Below are 18353 nucleotides of genomic sequence, written 5' to 3' on the forward strand. Positions count from 1 at the left end.
AATAATGAGGCAAATTTGTTAAAAATCAATGAAATTAAGGCTCAATATCAGCGTTAATTTGAAGTTTAATGTACTCTTATTTAATCCCCCTTAAAATAAAAGTACTTTAATTAACATGGTTTTAATATTCAGCACGTTTATAAATAGCTTTTATCCTGCCGCCGTTTTGGAAAGGACGGGCATGAGGGTTTTTTTTGCTAATTTTGCAACCCTAAAATGAAATTTAACTTAACAGCACAAGACCCGCTTTCAAAGGCCCGAGCCGGCGAGATCACTACCGACCACGGTACCATACAAACCCCTATTTTTATGCCGGTAGGCACTGCCGGCACTGTAAAGGCGGTGCACCAGCACGAGCTTAAACAGGATATTTCGGCGCAAATTATATTGGGCAACACTTACCACCTATATCTGCGCCCCGGTTTAAATACACTTGAAAGCGCCGGAGGACTACATAAATTTAATGGATGGGACGGTCCCATCTTAACCGATAGCGGCGGCTACCAGGTATATTCATTAACCGAGGTACGCAAAATAAAAGAGGAAGGGGTTACTTTCCGCTCGCATATTGACGGATCAAAACACTTGTTTACTCCCGAAAATGTAATGGACATTCAGCGCATTATCGGCGCCGATATTATCATGGCGTTTGATGAGTGTACCCCCTATCCCTGCGATTACAACTACGCAAAACGATCGATAGAAATGACCCACCGCTGGCTGAAACGCTGCTGCGACAGGTTTGACAGCACCGGACCAAAATATGGTTACAGTCAAACGCTTTTCCCAATTGTACAGGGTTCGGTATATAAAGATCTGCGTGTACGATCGGCCGAAGTAATAGCTTCATATGAGCGTGAAGGCAATGCCATAGGTGGCCTTTCAGTAGGTGAACCGGCCGAGGAAATGTATGCTATGACCGAAATTGTATGCAATATATTACCGCAGCAAAAACCGCGTTACTTAATGGGTGTAGGTACACCTGTAAACATTTTGGAAAACATAGCTCTGGGTATTGACATGTTTGATTGCGTTATGCCAACCAGGAACGCGCGCAATGGCATGCTTTTCACCAAAAACGGCATCATCAACATCAAAAATGAGAAATGGAAAAACGACTTTTCGGCCATTGAAGATGACAGCGATCTGTTTGCCGACAGGGATTACAGCAAAGCCTATTTACGTCATTTGATCCACTCTGGCGAAATGTTAGGCGCTCAGATCGCCACCTTGCACAACCTCCATTTTTATCTATGGCTGGTTAAAGAGGCGCGAAAAAAAATTATTGCGGGTGAGTTTTACGATTGGAAAAACATGATGGTAAAGCGCCTTGGACAGCGTTTATAACAACTCATAAAATCACAAGAAATCTCCAGGAAAAACATGGAAATTAACAATCAAACAACCGACAGATGAAAGCTTTTTTTCATAGATATTTAAAGATCATCGACAGGTTTATTATTGGCAAATACCTTGGCACTTTTATATTTACTATGGGCATTTTCATGGTGATATCTGTAGTGTTTGACGTGTCAGAAAAGCTTGATAACTTCCTGAATAAACACGCCAGTTTGCACGATATCGTCTTCAGATATTACGCGGGTTTTATTCCATTTTATTTGAATATGTTATCGCCGCTGATCAACTTCTTGGCGGTGATTTTCTTTACAGCCAAGATGGCAAACCAAACAGAAATTGTTCCGATATTGAGCGGCCGGGCAAGTTTTAATCGATTTTTAAGACCTTATGTAATCGCTTCATCAATCATATTTGTGGTGTCTTTTTTTGCAAATGTATACCTTATTCCTTTCACAAACCGGCTGAAAATCGACTTTGAAAATGCCAATGGCATGATGGACAATGACCCGACTAAGGTGGAGGTACACATGCAAATTGACAAACATACTTTTGTTTATCTTGCCAATTACGATCCCACAACTCACTTCGGTTACAATTTTATAATGGAGAAATTTAATGGTGATACGTTGCGTGAAAAACTGATTGCCGAACAAATTCAATACGATTCTTTAAAACGGATCTGGTCGCTTAAACAATACAGTGTTAAATATGTAAACGGAATGAAAGAACAATTCATTACAAGTAACACGCCAAAAGACACTGTTTTGGATATGCACCCGAGCGATTTTATTGTATATGATAACGTATACCAGGCCATGTCTTTAAGCGACCTGAACAAGAATATTGACAAGGAAAAACTGCGCCGCCCGGAATATTTAAAGGCCATTTATTTTGAAAAATATCACCGTTTTGTGTACCCTTTATCAGCCTTTGTACTCACATTAATCGGTGTTTCCATATCGTCGAGAAAGGTACGCGGAGGCGTTGGATTACCCCTGGGGATAGGTATTCTATTATGCTTCGCTTATATTATATTAGAACGGTTTGCCCTTGTATTTTCGGTAAAAGGGGGCATGTCGCCTCTGGCAGCTGTATTCATTCCTAACATCGTTTTTGGCATTTTGGGCTATTACCTACTTTTAAAAGCACCTAAATAATGGCGCAAAACACCCCCTCTACCCTAAATAAGAACCTTATAATACTCCATTTTACTGTTTTTGTGTGGGGATTTACCGGAATTTTAGGCGCCCTGATCACCATTTCGGCCGTACAATTGGTGTGGTACAGAGTACTTATTGCCTCTGTTTCGCTGTTTTTGTATTTTAAATTCAATAAAACCGATTTTAAAGTCGACAGAAAAACGCTGATCAAACTGGTGCTTACGGGGGCAATTGTGGGTGGGCATTGGATCCTTTTCTTTGCAGCCATTAAACTTTCGACGGTTGCAGTTACCCTGGTTTGCCTCTCATCCATCACACTTTTCACGGCAATATTTGAGCCGATCATCAATAAAAAAAGCATTTCAAAATTGGAAATTTTAGCCGGGATTTTAATTATTTCAGGCATCATTTTAATTTTCAAATTTGAAACAAGATACACTAAGGGTATTATAGCTGGACTTGTAAGCGCGGTTTGCGCCAGCCTTTTTTCCATCATTAACTCTCGCCACGTACAAAAATTACAGGCGCCGGTTATTGCATTTTATGAGCTATCCGGCGCTTTTGTATGGATCTCGATTTACCTTTTGATAACCTCCGGCTATACCCGGGCCATGTTGTTAAAGCCAGCGGATATTGGTTACCTGGTACTACTTGGCACCGTGTGTACATCGCTCGCTTACGTTGCCGGTGTATCCGTAATGCGCGAGCTTTCGGCGTTCAGGGTGGCGCTTATCACCAATCTTGAACCGGTGTACGGCATCATAATGTCGTTTATTTTTTTGGGCGACATGAATAAAATGACGCCGGGGTTTTGGAGTGGTGCGCTTCTTATTTTGTCGACAATCTTCTTGTACCCCGTCGCCCGAAAGCAAATTACCCAGCGCAAAACCAAAGCCTGATCTTTATATTTTTCGCCTCCTGTTACTTCGTAAAACAGCTTCAGAAACCATACTTCTGCCGGTTACCTGATAGCTGTTTAAAACCCAAAATCTATCCCGGCTTTTTAATTTCTAACCCAAAATAGGGGTGAAACCCTTGTGCTTCATTTGGCCGTTTTTAGCCCCTCAGAGCGATTCTATTTTTTTACCGCATTCTGGGCTCAATCAATACTTCAGCACAAAACAGCGGCAAAATTCAATTTTTACTTAGTGTATTAAGTTCCAATATAAAAATTGGATCGGCAAACTATACAATTTCAATTTAAGTCATTTCACATCGATTAATAAATTTGAACTAACTATTTATATTATAAAAATATAAATTTAAAAATCAGATATTTATATAATTCATATAAACAAATAATCAAACAAAAGCAATGCAAATAAAATCACAAAAAACTAAAAAAATTAGCATTTAAAAAACAACAAGCAAAAAATCATCATATAAATTTATAAATCAAATAATTAATACATCTTATTTAGCGTAAAACTTTCTAATTCGGCACGAACAAGCCCACGTCAGAAAGTGTAGTGAAGTAATGATTCAGGAATAAAAAAAAATCGCGGCATCTCTCCTGCTTGTATACAAAATCAGTTTTCGAACGGATTTTTTTTCACTCTCGCAGGATTCTCGCTAAGAAATTTTGGGCGAAAGAAATCCTCGCAATATCAAATTCCAGGGGTATTAAAAGTTCTGATTTTAGCCTTTGAAAAATACGGGCAAAATTTCACTGCGGTTATTGTCACCTCATTTTTTTGAAAGGGCAATTATCAACCGGGCAAAATCTGGGCGACTTAAATTGAAGAGCTACCGGAGGTGGACACAGCCAATAAAATATGAACCTAAAAATGCAGACACATCTCCGCACTATTTCGCGATCAAATTCCATGACCTCGATTTACATGAGATCAATTTTTATTAAACATTTAAAAAGCGGATATTGTATTACTCTAAAACCAACATCCATCATGAGCATTAAAACAATAGTCATTGTAGCCATCGCAGTTTTGCTTACCATCGTACTGATGCAAAATACCGACGAGGTTTACTTCAAATTTTTGTTCGCCACTTTCAGGGTATCCAAACTAATGATGATGCTGGTAGTTGCGGTAACAGGTTTTATATTGGGCTTGATCGTGGCATGGCCTAAAAAACAAAAGTTCGATATTGAAGGCTATCATGACGCCATGCACAAAAAAGACGACACCGATACACTAAGTGACGAAGACAGGGAATACATCAGCTAAAATATGAAAACAAAGATTGGATTTATAGGCCTTGGCAACATGGGTATCAGCATGGCCAAAAACCTCATTGACTCAGGGTACCATTTGCAGGTTTACAACCGCACACTTTCAAAGGTAGACGAGCTTGGCACCGACAGTGTAACCAAATGCCAGAGTCCTGCTGAAGCCGCGGCAAATGTGCCATTTTTGATCACTATGGTATCAGATGACGAAGTGCTGCGAGAATCGGCTGTAGGCGACGGCGGAATTTTAAAAACGCTACAGCCAAATGCTGTACACATATCCATGAGCACTATTTCACCTGGAACTTCTGAAGAATTGGCCAGGTTACATGAACAGGCAGGAAATCGCTACCTCGCTTCTCCTGTATTCGGAAGGCCCGAAGCAGCCGCTGCACGTAAGCTATGGATCTGCGTTTCGGGTGATGAACAAACTAAAATTGACGCCCGTCCTATACTTTATTTACTTGGCCAGGAAGTGATTGATTTTGGCCCCTCGGCGGGAGGTGCAAATGTGGTTAAAATAGCAGGCAATTTTATGATCATGGCATCCATGGAAATGATGGCCGAGGCATTCACCCTTGCCGAAAAAAACGGACTAAGCAGAATGCAGGTAGCCGACTTTTTCAGCTCGACGCTTTTCAACGCTCCAATTTTCCAGAGCTACGGCAAGGCCCTCGCCGGCAAGCAATATCAACCAGTAGGCTTCAAATCAAAATTGGGTTATAAAGATGCGCGCCTCGCATTTAAATTATCGCAGACAAGCGAGATGCCCATGCCTATTGCAAACGCCGTACACAGCCGTTTATTAACCGCTATTGCCAAAGGCTGGGGCGAGCACGATTGGGTGGAAGGCATAGGGCGAGGCGTGAGTGAAGACGCGGGCATTTGATTTCGGATTTCGGATGTTTGATTTCGGAATTTGTAAGTAGGATTTTGGAATCGGATATTTCTTTTAAATAAAATGCCGGAAGGTCTATCGACCGATAAAATGATCGATAAATCATCCGGCATTTACATGCAGCAGGATAATTAAGTTTCGTAGCAGAATTGTTTTATATCACAACGTCATTGCGAGGTACGAAGCAATCCCAAACTATACAGGGACGACCTGCCAATCGGAGATTGCTTCGTACCTCGCAATGATGCTTTTATTTTGCTTCGGGACAGCTTCCCGAATCCTACCAAATCCGAAATCAAACATCCGAAATCCGACATCACAAATAGAACACTTGGTTCTCCCCTTCCAAAAATTTCAAATCGGGAGTTTCAGCAAAAATACCGAACACAGATGCTCCGGTTCCACTCATGCCTGAGTATATGGCCCCTGCCTCATAAAGGGCCGCTTTGATGCCTCTGATTTCTGCATGATTTTCAAACACGGTTTGTTCAAAATCATTTTTGATAAGCTTCTTCCAATCAGCTATCGGTTCGTTGATCAAATCGAACAATGAATCTTTTACCGGGGTCGGCTTTATACCGCGAAAAGCTTCCCCTGTTGATACATGAACAGGCGGCATTACCAACACGATTTTATAAGCCGACAGGTCGAGCCTGATGTTCTCAAATTCATCACCGCGTTCAAAAGCAAACACAGGTTTGTTCTCGATAAAAAAAGCACAGTCGGCACCGAGGCGGCGCGCGTAATTGGTCATTTCATCTACCGAAAGGCCGAGTTTAAATTCATCATTCATCAACCTGATAAAAAATGCGGCATCGGCCGATCCCCCGCCCAACCCCGAGCCTATCGGAATATGCTTATGCAGATGAATGCTCACCGGTGGCAGGTCATGGTCCTGCTTGAGCATTTGATAACCTTTAACGCAGAGATTATCCTCCGGTAGGCCAGGAATATCCAGCCCGCTTGAGGTGAAGCTAAATTTGTCGCTTTTCACTACTTCAAGGGCGTCTTTAATGTCGATAGGGTAAAAAATGGTTTCGAGATTATGATAACCATCCGGCCGGCGTTCGGTAATATTGAGGCCGATGTTTATTTTTGCATTCGGAAATAAAATCATACAAATTAATTAACACGTGATGTATTTGCCAACATCCGTAGGAAACCAAAGGTAGATTATTTTTCTTTGCCTTTTGAAACTTTGGTCATTGAGTCATTAGGTCATTAAGTCATTGCCTTCTCAAAGCATTAACCTAATCAACCAATTTAACTCAATCAACCGAATCTAACTTAAAATAAAATGAAACAGTATCTTGACCTGATGAGACATGTGATGGAAACCGGAGCGCAAAAGCATGACAGAACCGGCACCGGTACAGTAAGTGTGTTTGGCTACCAGATGCGTTTCAATCTCAAGGATGGTTTCCCGATGGTAACCACCAAAAAACTGCACCTCAAATCTATCATCCATGAGCTCATCTGGTTTTTGAGCGGCGACAGCAATATCCGCTACCTGAAAGAAAATGGCGTAAAAATATGGGACGAGTGGGCCGACGAAAATGGCGACCTTGGCCCCGTGTACGGCAAACAGTGGCGCTCGTGGCCTACACCAGATGGCGGTCATATCGACCAGATCAAACAGGTGGTGAACCAGCTTAAAAACAATCCCGACTCGCGCCGTATCATCGTGTCGGCCTGGAACGTTGCCGAGGTTAACCAGATGGCCCTGCCGCCATGCCATAGTTTGTTCCAGTTTTACGTAGAGCCCCCTAACCCCCTGAAGGGGGAACAAAAGGGAAAACTTTCGTGCCAGTTGTACCAACGCAGTGCCGATATTTTCCTTGGCGTTCCGTTCAACATAGCTTCCTATGCGTTGCTCACCATGATGATGGCACAGGTATGCGACCTTGATCTTGGCGACTTTATACACACTTTTGGTGATGCCCATTTGTATAACAACCATATGGACCAGGCGCGCCTGCAGCTAAGCCGCGGTCCTCGCCCCCTGCCAACCATGAAAATCAATCCGGAGGTAAGAGATATCTTCTCATTCAAGTTTGAAGATTTCACTTTGGAGAATTATGATCCCTGGCCGCATATTAAGGCCGAAGTGGCGGTATAACTTAGTCATTGGCTTCGCGTCATTTGGTCATTGAGTCATTTTTTGATTGTCCTATTTTACGCCTGATCTTATCATGAGTAATAGAATTGAAGAACTTGAAGTGTATAATCTTTCAGAAGCATTTTCCGACAGGGTTTGGTTTATAGTGGCTAAATGGGAATACTTTGCTAAAGACACTTTGGGTAAACAAATTGTTCGCTCATCTGATTTGATTGGCGCAAACATTGCTGAAGGATTTGGACGCTATCATTACAAGGAGAATAAGAACTTCTGCTATTTTAGCCGCGGATCAGTAATTGAAACCAAAGGTTGGCTCAAAAAGGCAAATACGAGAAGCCTGATCAATAACGACGAATATCAATCGCTGCTCCGGGAATTAGAACAATTCACGTAAAATTAAACATCTATATCAAATTCATTGGGAAAGGCAATGCATAACTACAAGTCAAAAAATGACTCAATGACGCGAAGTAAAATGATGCAAAGCAAAATGACACGAAGCAAATGACCCAATGACTTAATGACCAAATAAAATGATTTTATCCATCATCGTAGCCATAGCAAAAAACCACGCTATCGGTAAAGACAATAAATTACTCTGGTATTTGCCTAATGATCTGAAGCATTTTAAAGATGTTACTACCGGGCATACCGTGATCATGGGCCGTAAAACTTTTGATTCGGTTGGTAAGCCCTTGCCCAAACGCCGCAACATTGTTATTACCCGGCAGGCCATCAGTATTGAAGGTTGCGAGGTAGTACCATCCATTGAAGCGGCCATTGAGCTTTGCAAGGCCGAGGATGAAGTTTTTATTGTTGGGGGGGCCGAGATCTACCGACAGTCAATTCCGTTAACTGATCGCATATATCTCACCATTATTGACCAGGATTTTGAAGGCGATACCTTCTTCCCGGAATTAAATCCTGATGAATGGCAGGAAAAAGATCGTGAAGATTTTGAACCCGACGAAAAAAACAAGTATAAATATTCTTTTATCACACTTGTGCGGCGCTAACATTTTTTGTCATGATTTTGTTTTAATTTAAAATTTTGTGCTTACGAAATTTTATTAGATTTGCTGCCTTATTGAAAAAAAGCTTATAAACTAATTTATTACATATTACAAATTCGATGCAAGGCAAAGGGGTTATTAAATTTTTCGCCATACTACTGGCAGTGGTGTGCTTATACCAGCTATCATTTACGTGGGTGGCCCATAAGGTTAGGGAGGATGCCAAAGTATACTCAAAGGGAGATCCTGAGAAAGAAAAAGCTTATTTGGATTCTATTTCCAATCAACCGGTTTATCCGCTATTAAAACATGATTACGCTTATGTATTGCAAAGGGAAATTGCATTAGGCCTTGACCTTAAGGGTGGCATGAACGTTACTATGCAGATCCAGCTTGATGAGCTGGTTAGGAAAATTGCCAACAACAATCCTGATGCTACTTTTAACCAGGCTTTGGCTAACGCCGACAAATTGCAGGCCAATGCTCAAACCAACCAAAAAGATTACATCGCTTTATTTGTAAGCGAGTACGAAAAGCTAAACCCCAATGGTAAACTTGCCGCTATCTTTTCAACAAAAGATAACCAGGACCACCTGAAGTTCAACGCTTCAAACAGCGAGGTTAAAACTTATCTTGAGGATTTGGCTTCAACTGCGGTTAAACAATCATTTACTGTTTTGAACACCCGTATCAACCAGTTTGGTGTAACCCAGCCAAACATCCAGTTGCAACAAGGCTCGAACAGGATTTTAGTTGAATTGCCGGGTGTTAAAGAGCCAGAGCGTGTTCGCAAATTGCTTTCGGGTTCTGCGAAGCTGGAGTTTTACGAAACTTTTGATAATGCTGAGGCATATCAATACCTGATCAACATTGACAACCTGCTTGCTGCAAAAAGCAAAACCGCCAAAGCGGACACAGGTAAATCAGTGAAAGCTGATACCACTGCTAAACTTGCAGCCGGAAAAGCTGATACAGCTAAAGGAGGTTCATTGTTAAGCAAAGTTCAAAAGAATGCTGCTAAAAACGATACTTCGGCTGCTTCATTAAGCAAAACAAAATTAGCTGCACAACACCCGTTGTTTGCAGTAATGTCATTAAACGTTGGCCAGGGTGCAAACGGCCAGCAGCAATTAGGCCAGGGCCCTGTTGTTGGTTATGCTCCACTTCAGGATACTGCTAAAGTAAATTCATACCTGCACAGTGCCGATGTTTTAGCGGTTATTCCACGGAACATCAAATTTTTGTGGGAAGTAAAACCTATTAAAAACACCAAAACTTTCGCGTTATACGCTATCAAACTTACAGGTGCCGAAAATGGCCCGGTATTATCAGGCGACGTAATTAACGATGCCCGTGCCGATAACGACCAAAAAGGCAGCCCTGAAGTTGTGATGATCATGAACTCAGAAGGTGCTCAAAAATGGCGTGCCGTTACGGCCGAAGCATCATCAGGCACCAACAAAAAAGCTATCGCCATCGTTTTAGATGATAACGTATACTCTGCTCCTACCGTACAAAACGAAATTTCGGGCGGTGTATCATCAATCTCTGGCAACTTTACCATTGATGATACGCGCGACTTAGCCAACGTATTAAAAGCAGGCCGTTTACCGGCTCCTGCCCACATCGTATCTGAGTCAATTGTAGGTCCGTCATTAGGCGAGCAGGCTATCTCTGCAGGCATTACTTCAAGTGTCTTAGGCTTAGTTGTGGTATTGATCTTCATGATCGCATACTACAATCGTGCCGGTACTGTAGCAGTTGTTGCAGTAATCATCAATATCTTCTTCCTGATGGGTGTACTGACCAGTTTAGGCGCGGTATTAACTGTGCCAGGTGTTGCAGGTATCGTATTAACCCTCGGTATCGCGGTAGATGCCAACGTACTGGTTTATGAACGTGTGCGTGAAGAGCTTGGCCTTGGCAAATCATTAAGGGTTGCAGTTTCCGACGGTTTTAAACACGCTTTGCCTTCAATCCTCGATTCACAGATCAGTACCTTCCTTACCGGCTTAATCCTGTTTGTATTTGGTTCAGGTCCTATCCAGGGCTTTGCAACTACATTGATGATCGGTATCGCAACTTCATTGTTCTGTTCATTGCTGATCTCAAGGGTTATATTTGAGTGGATGCTTGACAAAGGCATGGATATCAAATTCTCTAACCCTTGGAGCTCACATACCTTTAAAAATGCAAACTTCGCGTTCGTAAAAAACCGCGGCAAGTTCTACATTTTCTCAGGCTTATTCATTGCAGCAGGTTTGATATCTATCTTCACCCGCGGCTTTACCTACGGTGTGGATTTTGAAGGCGGCCGTAACTACATTGTTAGCTTCCCTAACAAAAACGTTACTACCGAGCAGATCCACGATGCTATCGACGCCACTTTAGGTCGCAGTACCGAGGTTAAAACCATGGGTACCGATAAATTCAGTATCACTACCAACTATCTGTTCAATGATAACTCAACAGCTGCCGATGCCAAGGTAAGGGCAACCCTTGTTAGCACATTAGCTGCTAAAGCTGAAACTAAAATTACCGACAGCAACATTTTAGGTGGTTCAAAAGTAAGTGCTACTATTGCCGATGAGTTAAAAACATCAGCTATTTACACCGTACTATTCGCCATATTTGTAATCTCGGCTTACATCCTGATCCGTTTCCGCAAATGGCAGTTCAGCTTGGGTGCCATGATCGCGACTGCTCACGATGCCTTATTGGTATTGTCGTTCTTCTCATTATTCAATGGCTTCCTTCCATTTTCACTGGATATTGACCAGGCGTTTATTGCGGCTATATTAACGGTTATCGGTTATTCAATTAACGATACCGTGGTAGTATTTGACAGGATCCGTGAATTCCTTGATCACTCTAACAAAAACGAAAAACCAGAAGAGGTTATCAACAGAGCCATTAACAGTACCTTAAGCCGTACCATTATCACAGCATTAACCGTGGTATTCGTATTGTTAGTATTGTTCATCTTTGGTGGCGACGTGATCAAAGGCTTCTCATTTGCGTTATTGATCGGTGTTCTTTTCGGTACATATTCGTCGATCTGTGTGGCAACACCGGTGATCGTTGACTTTGGAAAGAAAGACCTGAAATAAGGAAAAGAATAAATTATTGAAAGGCTCCAAAGTAATTTGGGGCCTTTTTTGTTGATGTACAATGCAATACTGCTCATTAGAAAAAGCCATAATATCACCGACAGATGGTGTTGCATATCGCGTACAATGAACTATACTTACACCGTATTTCATATAAATGTTATTGGCGGCACGGAGATTGCGCTATATTCCCAAAAGCGCATTACGTTGCCCTTAAAAAGTTTTTTAACAGATACCCTGCACAAATGAACACATCAAATAATTCAAAATTTCCACTTGTAGTGATCGTAGGCGGCGGCTTTGGCGGTCTGCAGGTAGCAAAACAACTAAAGGACAAACCCGTAGATGTTTTGATGCTGGATAAGCACAACTACCATACATTTCAGCCCCTGTTGTACCAGGTGGCCATGGGCAGCCTCGAGTCGGAGTCGATAGCTTTTTCCCTGCGGAAGAATTTTGCCAGTCAAAAGAACTTCAGATTCAGGATAGCCGAGGTAACCAGGGTGGATGCGGAAAATAACATACTCGAAACCACTATAGGCAATATAGCTTACGATTACCTCGTGATTGCTACCGGCTCAACTACTAACTTTTTCGGCAATAAAGATATCGAGCATTATTCCATGCCGATGAAGTCGATCCCTGAGGCGTTGAACCTCCGGTACTCTATTTTGCAGAACATTGAAGAAGCCCTGCTTAAAGTAGGTAAGGCCGAGCGCGATCCCTACCTTACTTTTGTACTGGTAGGCGCTGGCCCAACGGGTGTTGAGCTTGCAGGCTCACTGGCCGAGCTTCGTAATCACGTTTTGACTAAAGACTACCCTGAACTCAAAAAGGAGGACATGAAGGTGTACCTGGTCGATTTTTTACCGAAAGTACTTGGCCCCTTCTCCGACCAGGCATCCAACGCGGCCCGCACCTTCCTGACTAATATGGGCGTTGAAGTGCTAACCGGCGTAAAGGTGGAAAGCTACGACGGCGAGGAAATAAAATTTGAAGGCGGTAAAACCATCCGCACCAAAAACGTGATCTGGAGTGCCGGGGTTATGGGTGTTGTGCCCGATGGCTTTGATAAAGAGGTTATTGAACGTGGAAATAGAATAAAAGTGGATAGCGTTGGCCGCGTTGCCGGCTTTAACAATGTATTTGCAATTGGCGACGTTGCAGCCATGATCACCGATGAAACCCCTAAGGGACACCCCGGCGTAGCGCAGGTAGCCATACAAATGGGCCAGCACGTGGCTAAAAATATCATTCATATCATTAACGGCGAACAAACCTCACCGTTTAAGTATAACGATAAAGGCTCATTGGCAACTATTGGCCGCAATAAGGCGGTGGCCGATTTGGGCAAAGTAAAATTCCAGGGATTTTTTGCATGGCTTGTATGGATGTTTGTGCACCTGATATCGCTTTTAGGCGGCCGTAATAAGGTGATTGTATTCATTAACTGGGTATCGAGCTATGTAACCTATAATGGCGGTACAAGGCTTATTATCCGCAAATTTGAGCGCGAAGGCTTAACTGAGGATCAGCATTTGCCGAATACAGTTGATTAGCTTAAGTCCTGAATCTAAAGTCTCGGGTTTTAAGGCTTAAATCAAAAGTTTTAAGTTGGAAGTTTAGCGTTTTGTAAACTAAATTGATGACTTTTGACTTAAGACTTAAAACCTACGATTTCCAAAAATGAGCATCAAAATAACCGAATGCCCCCGCGATGCCATGCAGGGCATTCATGATTTTATTCCTACCGATATAAAGGCCGAATACGTTAACCTGCTTTTACAGGTGGGTTTTGATACGATAGATTTTGGCAGCTTTGTATCGCCCAAGGCTATCCCCCAGTTACAGGACACGGCGGAGGTATTAAAGAAACTCGATCTGAGTAATACTCGGTCAAAGCTATTAGCTATTATAGCCAACTATCGCGGGGCAGAAGACGCGGCTAAACATGAAGAGATCACTTACCTTGGTTATCCATTTTCCATATCCGAAACATTTCAGCTTAGAAATACCAATACCACTATAACGCAAGCCTTTGAAAATGTGCAGCGCATGAATGAATTGTGTGGTAAAAACGGCAAACAGTTATTGGTATACCTCTCTATGGGTTTTGGTAATCCCTATGGCGATGAATGGAATACCGGCATTGTTGAACAATGGGCTGAAAAAATGACAACCGAGGGAATAAAGGACATTGCCCTTGCCGATACTATAGGCATCGCAGATGCGGCACAGATTGGCAGTATTTATCCTAATCTTTGTCGGTTATTCCCCAACGTTGAGTTTGGCATCCATCTTCATTCCACACCAGATACCTGGCAACCTAAGATAACAGCAGCCTATGAAAGCGGCTGCAAGCGTTTTGATACTGCATTAAAAGGATACGGAGGCTGCCCAATGGCCAAAGACGACCTCACAGGCAACATTGCTACCGAAAACCTGATAGGCTACCTTAAAATACAAAATGAGCCCACAGGGCTTAATATGGATAAATTCCAGGAGGCGATGGAATTTTCGGAGAAAGTGTTTGGATGAAAATAAAGATCATCCCCCCAATACGTCATTATAAGGTACGAAGCAATCCCCAATTAGCAGAGTAACTGTGCAAGTACCTCTGTATAGTTCGCGATTGCTTCGTGCCTCGCAATGACGGTAACCGGATATTTTTTACGCTGCCGCGCTTTTAGCCGCTTTTGCAGCTTTGCTTTTCACCACCCTGTCAAAGTTTTCCATTACCAATACAGCCGCACCAATTAACTCAGCATCAAACCCAAGTTCAGATACCAATAGTTCGGTACCGCCTGCCAGACGCGGGATACAGTACTTGTGAAGGGCTTGTTGTATCGGGGCCATCAGTATCTTGGCAACTTTAGCTCCGCGACCACTTAATACAATGATGGCGGGGTTCATGATGTGGATAAGGATGGCCAGGGCTTTCCCTATTTTATAACCGGCGTCGGATAACAGTTCGATAGCAAACTGGTCACCGTTATTGGCAGCCTCTATCAGGGCATCTCCCATTAGTTTGGAGTGATCTTCCTCATTATATTTTAAGCTGGTTACACGGCCTTTTTTGATACCTGCTATGGCTTTTTGAGCAACTACCAATAATGATGCTTCGGCTTCCAGGCAGCCGCGTTTACCACATTCGCAAAGGGAACCATCTTCCGATAGCGGGATATGGCTTAGCTCGCCCGCAAAACCGTTGTGGCCGCGGAACAGTTTTCCATTTACGATCATCCCCAGGCCAATACCCCAGCCCAGGTTTATTACCATAACTTCCTGCTGTGATTTGGCAATACCAAATTTTTGTTCGGCGAGGGCTATCAGACTTGAATCATTATCGATATAAGTGGCGATGCCTGTTTTGGAAGTAAGGTAGGCAGTTAAGCTTTGTCCGCCGGCATCAAGGTAGGTATAATTGATACCTTCGGTGATATTGATGAAGCCGGGCATACCGATGCCTATTCCGGCAATCTTATCTTTAGGGATCCCACTGTTTGCTATGTAGTTGTTAATCTGCTCAACCAGCGTGGGCAACGCCTCGGGGTTATTGAGTAGTTTAAGCTCAAAGGTAAGCATATCGGCAACCGGATTATTCAGCAGATCAAACATCTGGATACGGGCGGTGAGCTGATCGAGCGCGATAGCTAAAATGTGCATAGCGCTTGACTTTACCGAATACATTAACGGGCGACGGCCGCCGCTTGAAGGGGCATACCCCTGTTCAACCACAAAACCCTCGTGCATTAACTCGTTTATAGCTTTGGCTATAGACGGGATACTTTTATCAAATAACTCACTTAATCCGGCACACGACATGGCCTTATTAAAATAAAGCCTTTTAATGATCATATTTTTTAACTGGCTGCCTTTTACCCCTTTATTCGTAAGTTCCATCAACAATTATTATAGTTTGGTTTATAACAGGCAACACCTTAGTGTTCTGAATTTTATAAAATTAAAAATAAAGTTAATAAGTACAACTGTAAATATTACAGTAAACCTGTTGTATGTACATGGACACCATTAATGTGCCTTTTGCCTACAACGCACAAAAATATCTATTATATTGGTGTACGATATAAAATATGCGAAAGTTTTGATTAAAACTTGCTATCACGGCTATTTGAACCCAATAATTTACTATGGCAGCAGCCAAAACCGCCATCCGCTCCAGTATTCATCATATTGCGATCTGAAATCTTTTAAATGCCGCGATAATGGTAAACCGTATGAAACAGCAAAAGCGTTATACATTGGCTCATCACTGAAATTAACAACACCTTTAGTTCTTAAGTTATAAACTTTATATCCCGAATCAACCGACATGCAAAGGTTATCGCCTTTTAAAATAAGTATCCACATGGATTTGTTCACTTTTCCCTTTAGGCACAAAATAAGCAAACTGGTCGCTCTCCTCCATAGCTTCTCCATGCCCCAAAGGAATCCGGGATTCATCGCCGAGGCCATGATTGCCATAATAGGTAAAGGAAAACACGATCAGCGATATACTGACAATTTTATAAACTGCAAATACGCTGAACCATTTAAAGCCGGTATACTTTTTTGTGCTTTTAAAAACAGCACCCATAAAAACCAGACTACCGGGGTATAAAGCAACCCAAGAATGGATGATTTAATTACAACAAACAATAAATGGAACAGCGTAGTCATAAGGTGGTTTAATCTCTTTTAATTTGCATAAACATCCAGCGCTGCCCCTCCAGGTCGGCAGCACGATAGCGGGTGCCGGGAAAGCCATATTCCAATTCACTTAATATCGTTGCGCCTTTACTTTTAGCAGTTCTGTAATGCTGTTCAACATCGTCTACATACACCAAAACTCCATTGATAATATAAGGTACAGCGCTCCATTTAGCAGCGATATCACAATTCTGGGCATGATGTGCCGGGCTTTGATAATGGGACGTAGGCTCAGCCAGCATAACCAGGCTTTCGCCCATTTTGAGCTCCCCATGAGCAAGGTGATCAGCCGCATCCGTCATCCGCATATTTTCAGTAAAACCAAAAACATCGCACAACCAGTTCATGGCCGCAATACCATCTTCATAGGCAAGCATGGGGATTATTTGTTGAATTATGTTCATTAGTTTACGCCTGCTGTTATCAGCATTAATTAAAGGTAAACTATTGCGGTCTATTTATCAAAGCCGCTTATTTTTCTTCCAGTTGCTTTTTTAGCTTAGCTATTTCATACTCCAGTTTAAGCACATATTCATTTTGCGGTGCGAAGGCTTCCTTAATTTCCTCAACGGTGTAGCGCGGTGTAATATGCTGCGGACAATTCCAGTCGAATGCTTTTACATCGAAAACGAGCATTCTTTCAGGTGTATGTTTGTACTCAGCGGGATCAATCAGGTCAAATAATTCGGGATTGTCGGCAAGTTCAACAATACGGGCATCAGCATAGATCTTGAGCCTTGTTTTATGCGGATAATCCATCAAAAATAAAGATACCTGCGGATGGGTCATCACGTTACCAACCGAAATATATTGCTTGTTCCCCCTGAAATCAACCACTCCAATAGTATGGTTATCTATAACTTTGATAAAACCGGCAGGGCCTCCCCTGTGTTGAATATATGGATAGCCGTTTTCGCCTATACTGGCCATATAAAAACTGTCGCGGCTTTCAATAAACATTTGTTCAGGTTCGGTAATGCCATCTTTATCAGCCATGAGGCTTTCCATGCGGGCATAACTACTACGGCTGCCATATTTTTGCTGCAGCTTTTTAACACCATCGGTAAAAGCAAAACGTGCAAAGTTCATGATGTAAACAATTTAAAGATAAATACTTATGCCCACCCTGCAGTGCAGGGCGGGCATAAGGGTGTAAACTATAATTATAAATCAGGGATATTATTTAACCAGTTCAGGAATAGCAGGCCAGTCAACCGGCACCTGGGTCAAGGCGTATACATAGTTAGTAATTGTTTTATCGCCCACTGCTACGGCTACGTCAATCAGGTTAGCTTGTGTATAACCGGCAGCGTAAAAGTTTTCAACCAGTTGATGATCGGCATGGCCTTTATTTTCGGTAATTGATTTAGCTACTTTAACCAAAGCATCAATTTTCGGGTCGAATGAAGCTGAACCGCCACGGATTTCAAGGATCTGATCATCGTTAAAGCCATTCATTTTAGCGATGGCGGTGTGAGCGGCAGAACAGTAAGCACAGTCATTTACCTGGCTCACGATAAGGTTTACGGCTTCTTTTTCTTTGGCACGTAATGATGTTTTACCGTTTGAAAGTGTTATATAATTAGCAAGCGCATGATCTGAAGTTGCAAAAACTGCAAACAGGTTTGGTACGCGGCCTACTACTTTTCTTAATGTATCAAATATAGCCTGATTTTCTGGAGTTACTTGTTCTCTTGTTGGAATTGCGAAAGTTTTCATTTTTGTGATGTTAATTTTTGTTGTTTTGAATTAACAATACAAAGGTGGCAACTTTAGCAGCCCTGCGGAATGGGCAA

General features: G+C 42.3%; 18 protein-coding genes. 11 read left to right on the plus strand and 7 right to left on the minus strand.

The features are described from left to right. Positions 1-216 precede the first annotated feature (216 nt). From tgt to FHW88_RS20015, 5 genes are all read left to right on the plus strand, one after another. Positions 217-1347, plus strand: coding sequence for a tRNA guanosine(34) transglycosylase Tgt (gene tgt / locus FHW88_RS19995; RefSeq protein ID WP_090526509.1), 1131 nt, complete (start codon positions 217-219; stop codon positions 1345-1347). Positions 1348-1412: 65 nt separating this feature from the next. Further along, a complete protein-coding gene (locus tag FHW88_RS20000) occupies positions 1413-2516 on the plus strand; it encodes an LptF/LptG family permease (RefSeq protein WP_090526507.1) in 1104 nt (367 codons plus the stop codon). Next, a complete protein-coding gene (locus FHW88_RS20005; RefSeq protein ID WP_176627640.1) occupies positions 2516-3418 on the plus strand; it encodes a DMT family transporter in 903 nt (300 codons plus the stop codon). Before FHW88_RS20000 ends, FHW88_RS20005 begins: the two co-directional genes overlap by 1 nt. A 1008-nt stretch (positions 3419-4426) precedes the next feature. Next, positions 4427-4705: a lipopolysaccharide assembly protein LapA domain-containing protein gene (locus FHW88_RS20010; RefSeq protein WP_167516085.1), complete on the plus strand. Its 279-nt coding sequence runs from the start codon at positions 4427-4429 to the stop codon at positions 4703-4705. Between the two features lie 3 nt (positions 4706-4708). Beyond that, positions 4709-5596, plus strand: coding sequence for an NAD(P)-dependent oxidoreductase (locus FHW88_RS20015; RefSeq protein ID WP_176627641.1), 888 nt, complete (start codon positions 4709-4711; stop codon positions 5594-5596). A 325-nt stretch (positions 5597-5921) separates the two neighbouring features. Here FHW88_RS20015 and ispE read toward each other — a convergent pair whose 3' ends face one another. After that, positions 5922-6722 (minus strand): 4-(cytidine 5'-diphospho)-2-C-methyl-D-erythritol kinase, encoded by an 801-nt coding sequence (ispE, locus tag FHW88_RS20020; RefSeq protein WP_176627642.1) that lies wholly within the window; start codon positions 6720-6722, stop codon positions 5922-5924. A gap of 180 nt (positions 6723-6902) precedes the next feature. Between ispE and FHW88_RS20025 the strand changes: the two genes are divergently transcribed. The 6 genes from FHW88_RS20025 (at position 6903) to FHW88_RS20050 (ending at position 14385) form a co-directional block, all read left to right on the plus strand. Beyond that, entirely contained in the window at positions 6903-7724 is an 822-nt protein-coding gene (locus FHW88_RS20025) for a thymidylate synthase (protein ID WP_176627643.1), read from the plus strand. Between the two features lie 73 nt (positions 7725-7797). After that, positions 7798-8118, plus strand: coding sequence for a four helix bundle protein (locus FHW88_RS20030; protein WP_218117241.1), 321 nt, complete (start codon positions 7798-7800; stop codon positions 8116-8118). Positions 8119-8257: 139 nt separating this feature from the next. Next, positions 8258-8740 carry a dihydrofolate reductase gene (locus FHW88_RS20035; RefSeq protein WP_176627644.1) on the plus strand — a complete coding sequence of 161 codons (483 nt, stop codon included), beginning with the start codon at positions 8258-8260 and terminating at the stop codon, positions 8738-8740. 116 nt (positions 8741-8856) lie between these two features. Beyond that, positions 8857-11847, plus strand: coding sequence for a protein translocase subunit SecDF (gene secDF, locus FHW88_RS20040; RefSeq protein ID WP_176627645.1), 2991 nt, complete (start codon positions 8857-8859; stop codon positions 11845-11847). Positions 11848-12092: 245 nt separating this feature from the next. Next, entirely contained in the window at positions 12093-13406 is a 1314-nt protein-coding gene (locus FHW88_RS20045; protein WP_176627646.1) for an NAD(P)/FAD-dependent oxidoreductase, read from the plus strand. A 127-nt stretch (positions 13407-13533) separates the two neighbouring features. Further along, complete coding sequence (locus FHW88_RS20050) at positions 13534-14385, plus strand: hydroxymethylglutaryl-CoA lyase (protein WP_176627647.1); 852 nt, start codon at positions 13534-13536, stop codon at positions 14383-14385. Positions 14386-14517: 132 nt separating this feature from the next. On the opposite strand, the gene FHW88_RS20055 is transcribed toward FHW88_RS20050, so the two are convergent. From FHW88_RS20055 to FHW88_RS20080, 6 genes are all read right to left on the minus strand, one after another. After that, complete coding sequence (locus FHW88_RS20055; RefSeq protein ID WP_090526485.1) at positions 14518-15750, minus strand: ROK family protein; 1233 nt, start codon at positions 15748-15750, stop codon at positions 14518-14520. A gap of 246 nt (positions 15751-15996) precedes the next feature. Continuing rightward, a complete protein-coding gene (locus FHW88_RS20060; protein ID WP_176627648.1) occupies positions 15997-16218 on the minus strand; it encodes a hypothetical protein in 222 nt (73 codons plus the stop codon). Then, a complete protein-coding gene (locus FHW88_RS20065) occupies positions 16190-16444 on the minus strand; it encodes a hypothetical protein (RefSeq protein WP_176627649.1) in 255 nt (84 codons plus the stop codon). The genes FHW88_RS20060 and FHW88_RS20065 overlap by 29 nt, the downstream gene beginning before the upstream one ends. A gap of 91 nt (positions 16445-16535) precedes the next feature. After that, entirely contained in the window at positions 16536-16961 is a 426-nt protein-coding gene (locus tag FHW88_RS20070; protein ID WP_090526479.1) for a VOC family protein, read from the minus strand. A gap of 67 nt (positions 16962-17028) precedes the next feature. Then, complete coding sequence (locus FHW88_RS20075; protein ID WP_176627650.1) at positions 17029-17646, minus strand: pyridoxamine 5'-phosphate oxidase family protein; 618 nt, start codon at positions 17644-17646, stop codon at positions 17029-17031. A gap of 90 nt (positions 17647-17736) precedes the next feature. Then, the gene (locus FHW88_RS20080) at positions 17737-18276 is read right to left on the minus strand and encodes a carboxymuconolactone decarboxylase family protein (RefSeq protein ID WP_176627651.1); all 540 of its coding nucleotides are present in this window, start codon (positions 18274-18276) and stop codon (positions 17737-17739) included. Positions 18277-18353: the final 77 nt, after the last annotated feature.

This window comes from Mucilaginibacter sp. SG538B, from assembly GCF_013376065.1.
GTDB lineage: Bacteria > Bacteroidota > Bacteroidia > Sphingobacteriales > Sphingobacteriaceae > Mucilaginibacter > Mucilaginibacter rubeus.

Bases quoted from the DNA above. Each gene is read 5' to 3' on its own strand.
- FHW88_RS20075 (WP_176627650.1), bottom strand. From the start codon at position 17,646: ATGAACTTTGCACGTTTTGCTTTTACCGATGGTGTTAAAAAGCTGCAG.
- FHW88_RS20060 (WP_176627648.1), bottom strand. From the start codon at position 16,218: ATGTGGATACTTATTTTAAAAGGCGATAACCTTTGCATGTCGGTTGAT.
- ispE (WP_176627642.1), bottom strand. From the start codon at position 6,722: ATGATTTTATTTCCGAATGCAAAAATAAACATCGGCCTCAATATTACC.
- FHW88_RS20055 (WP_090526485.1), bottom strand. From the start codon at position 15,750: ATGGAACTTACGAATAAAGGGGTAAAAGGCAGCCAGTTAAAAAATATG.
- FHW88_RS20045 (WP_176627646.1), top strand. From the start codon at position 12,093: ATGAACACATCAAATAATTCAAAATTTCCACTTGTAGTGATCGTAGGC.
- FHW88_RS20025 (WP_176627643.1), top strand. From the start codon at position 6,903: ATGAAACAGTATCTTGACCTGATGAGACATGTGATGGAAACCGGAGCG.
- FHW88_RS20005 (WP_176627640.1), top strand. From the start codon at position 2,516: ATGGCGCAAAACACCCCCTCTACCCTAAATAAGAACCTTATAATACTC.
- secDF (WP_176627645.1), top strand. From the start codon at position 8,857: ATGCAAGGCAAAGGGGTTATTAAATTTTTCGCCATACTACTGGCAGTG.
- FHW88_RS20050 (WP_176627647.1), top strand. From the start codon at position 13,534: ATGAGCATCAAAATAACCGAATGCCCCCGCGATGCCATGCAGGGCATT.
- FHW88_RS20000 (WP_090526507.1), top strand. From the start codon at position 1,413: ATGAAAGCTTTTTTTCATAGATATTTAAAGATCATCGACAGGTTTATT.
- FHW88_RS20035 (WP_176627644.1), top strand. From the start codon at position 8,258: ATGATTTTATCCATCATCGTAGCCATAGCAAAAAACCACGCTATCGGT.
- tgt (WP_090526509.1), top strand. From the start codon at position 217: ATGAAATTTAACTTAACAGCACAAGACCCGCTTTCAAAGGCCCGAGCC.
- FHW88_RS20080 (WP_176627651.1), bottom strand. From the start codon at position 18,276: ATGAAAACTTTCGCAATTCCAACAAGAGAACAAGTAACTCCAGAAAAT.
- FHW88_RS20015 (WP_176627641.1), top strand. From the start codon at position 4,709: ATGAAAACAAAGATTGGATTTATAGGCCTTGGCAACATGGGTATCAGC.
- FHW88_RS20010 (WP_167516085.1), top strand. From the start codon at position 4,427: ATGAGCATTAAAACAATAGTCATTGTAGCCATCGCAGTTTTGCTTACC.
- FHW88_RS20030 (WP_218117241.1), top strand. From the start codon at position 7,798: ATGAGTAATAGAATTGAAGAACTTGAAGTGTATAATCTTTCAGAAGCA.
- FHW88_RS20070 (WP_090526479.1), bottom strand. From the start codon at position 16,961: ATGAACATAATTCAACAAATAATCCCCATGCTTGCCTATGAAGATGGT.
- FHW88_RS20065 (WP_176627649.1), bottom strand. From the start codon at position 16,444: ATGGGTGCTGTTTTTAAAAGCACAAAAAAGTATACCGGCTTTAAATGG.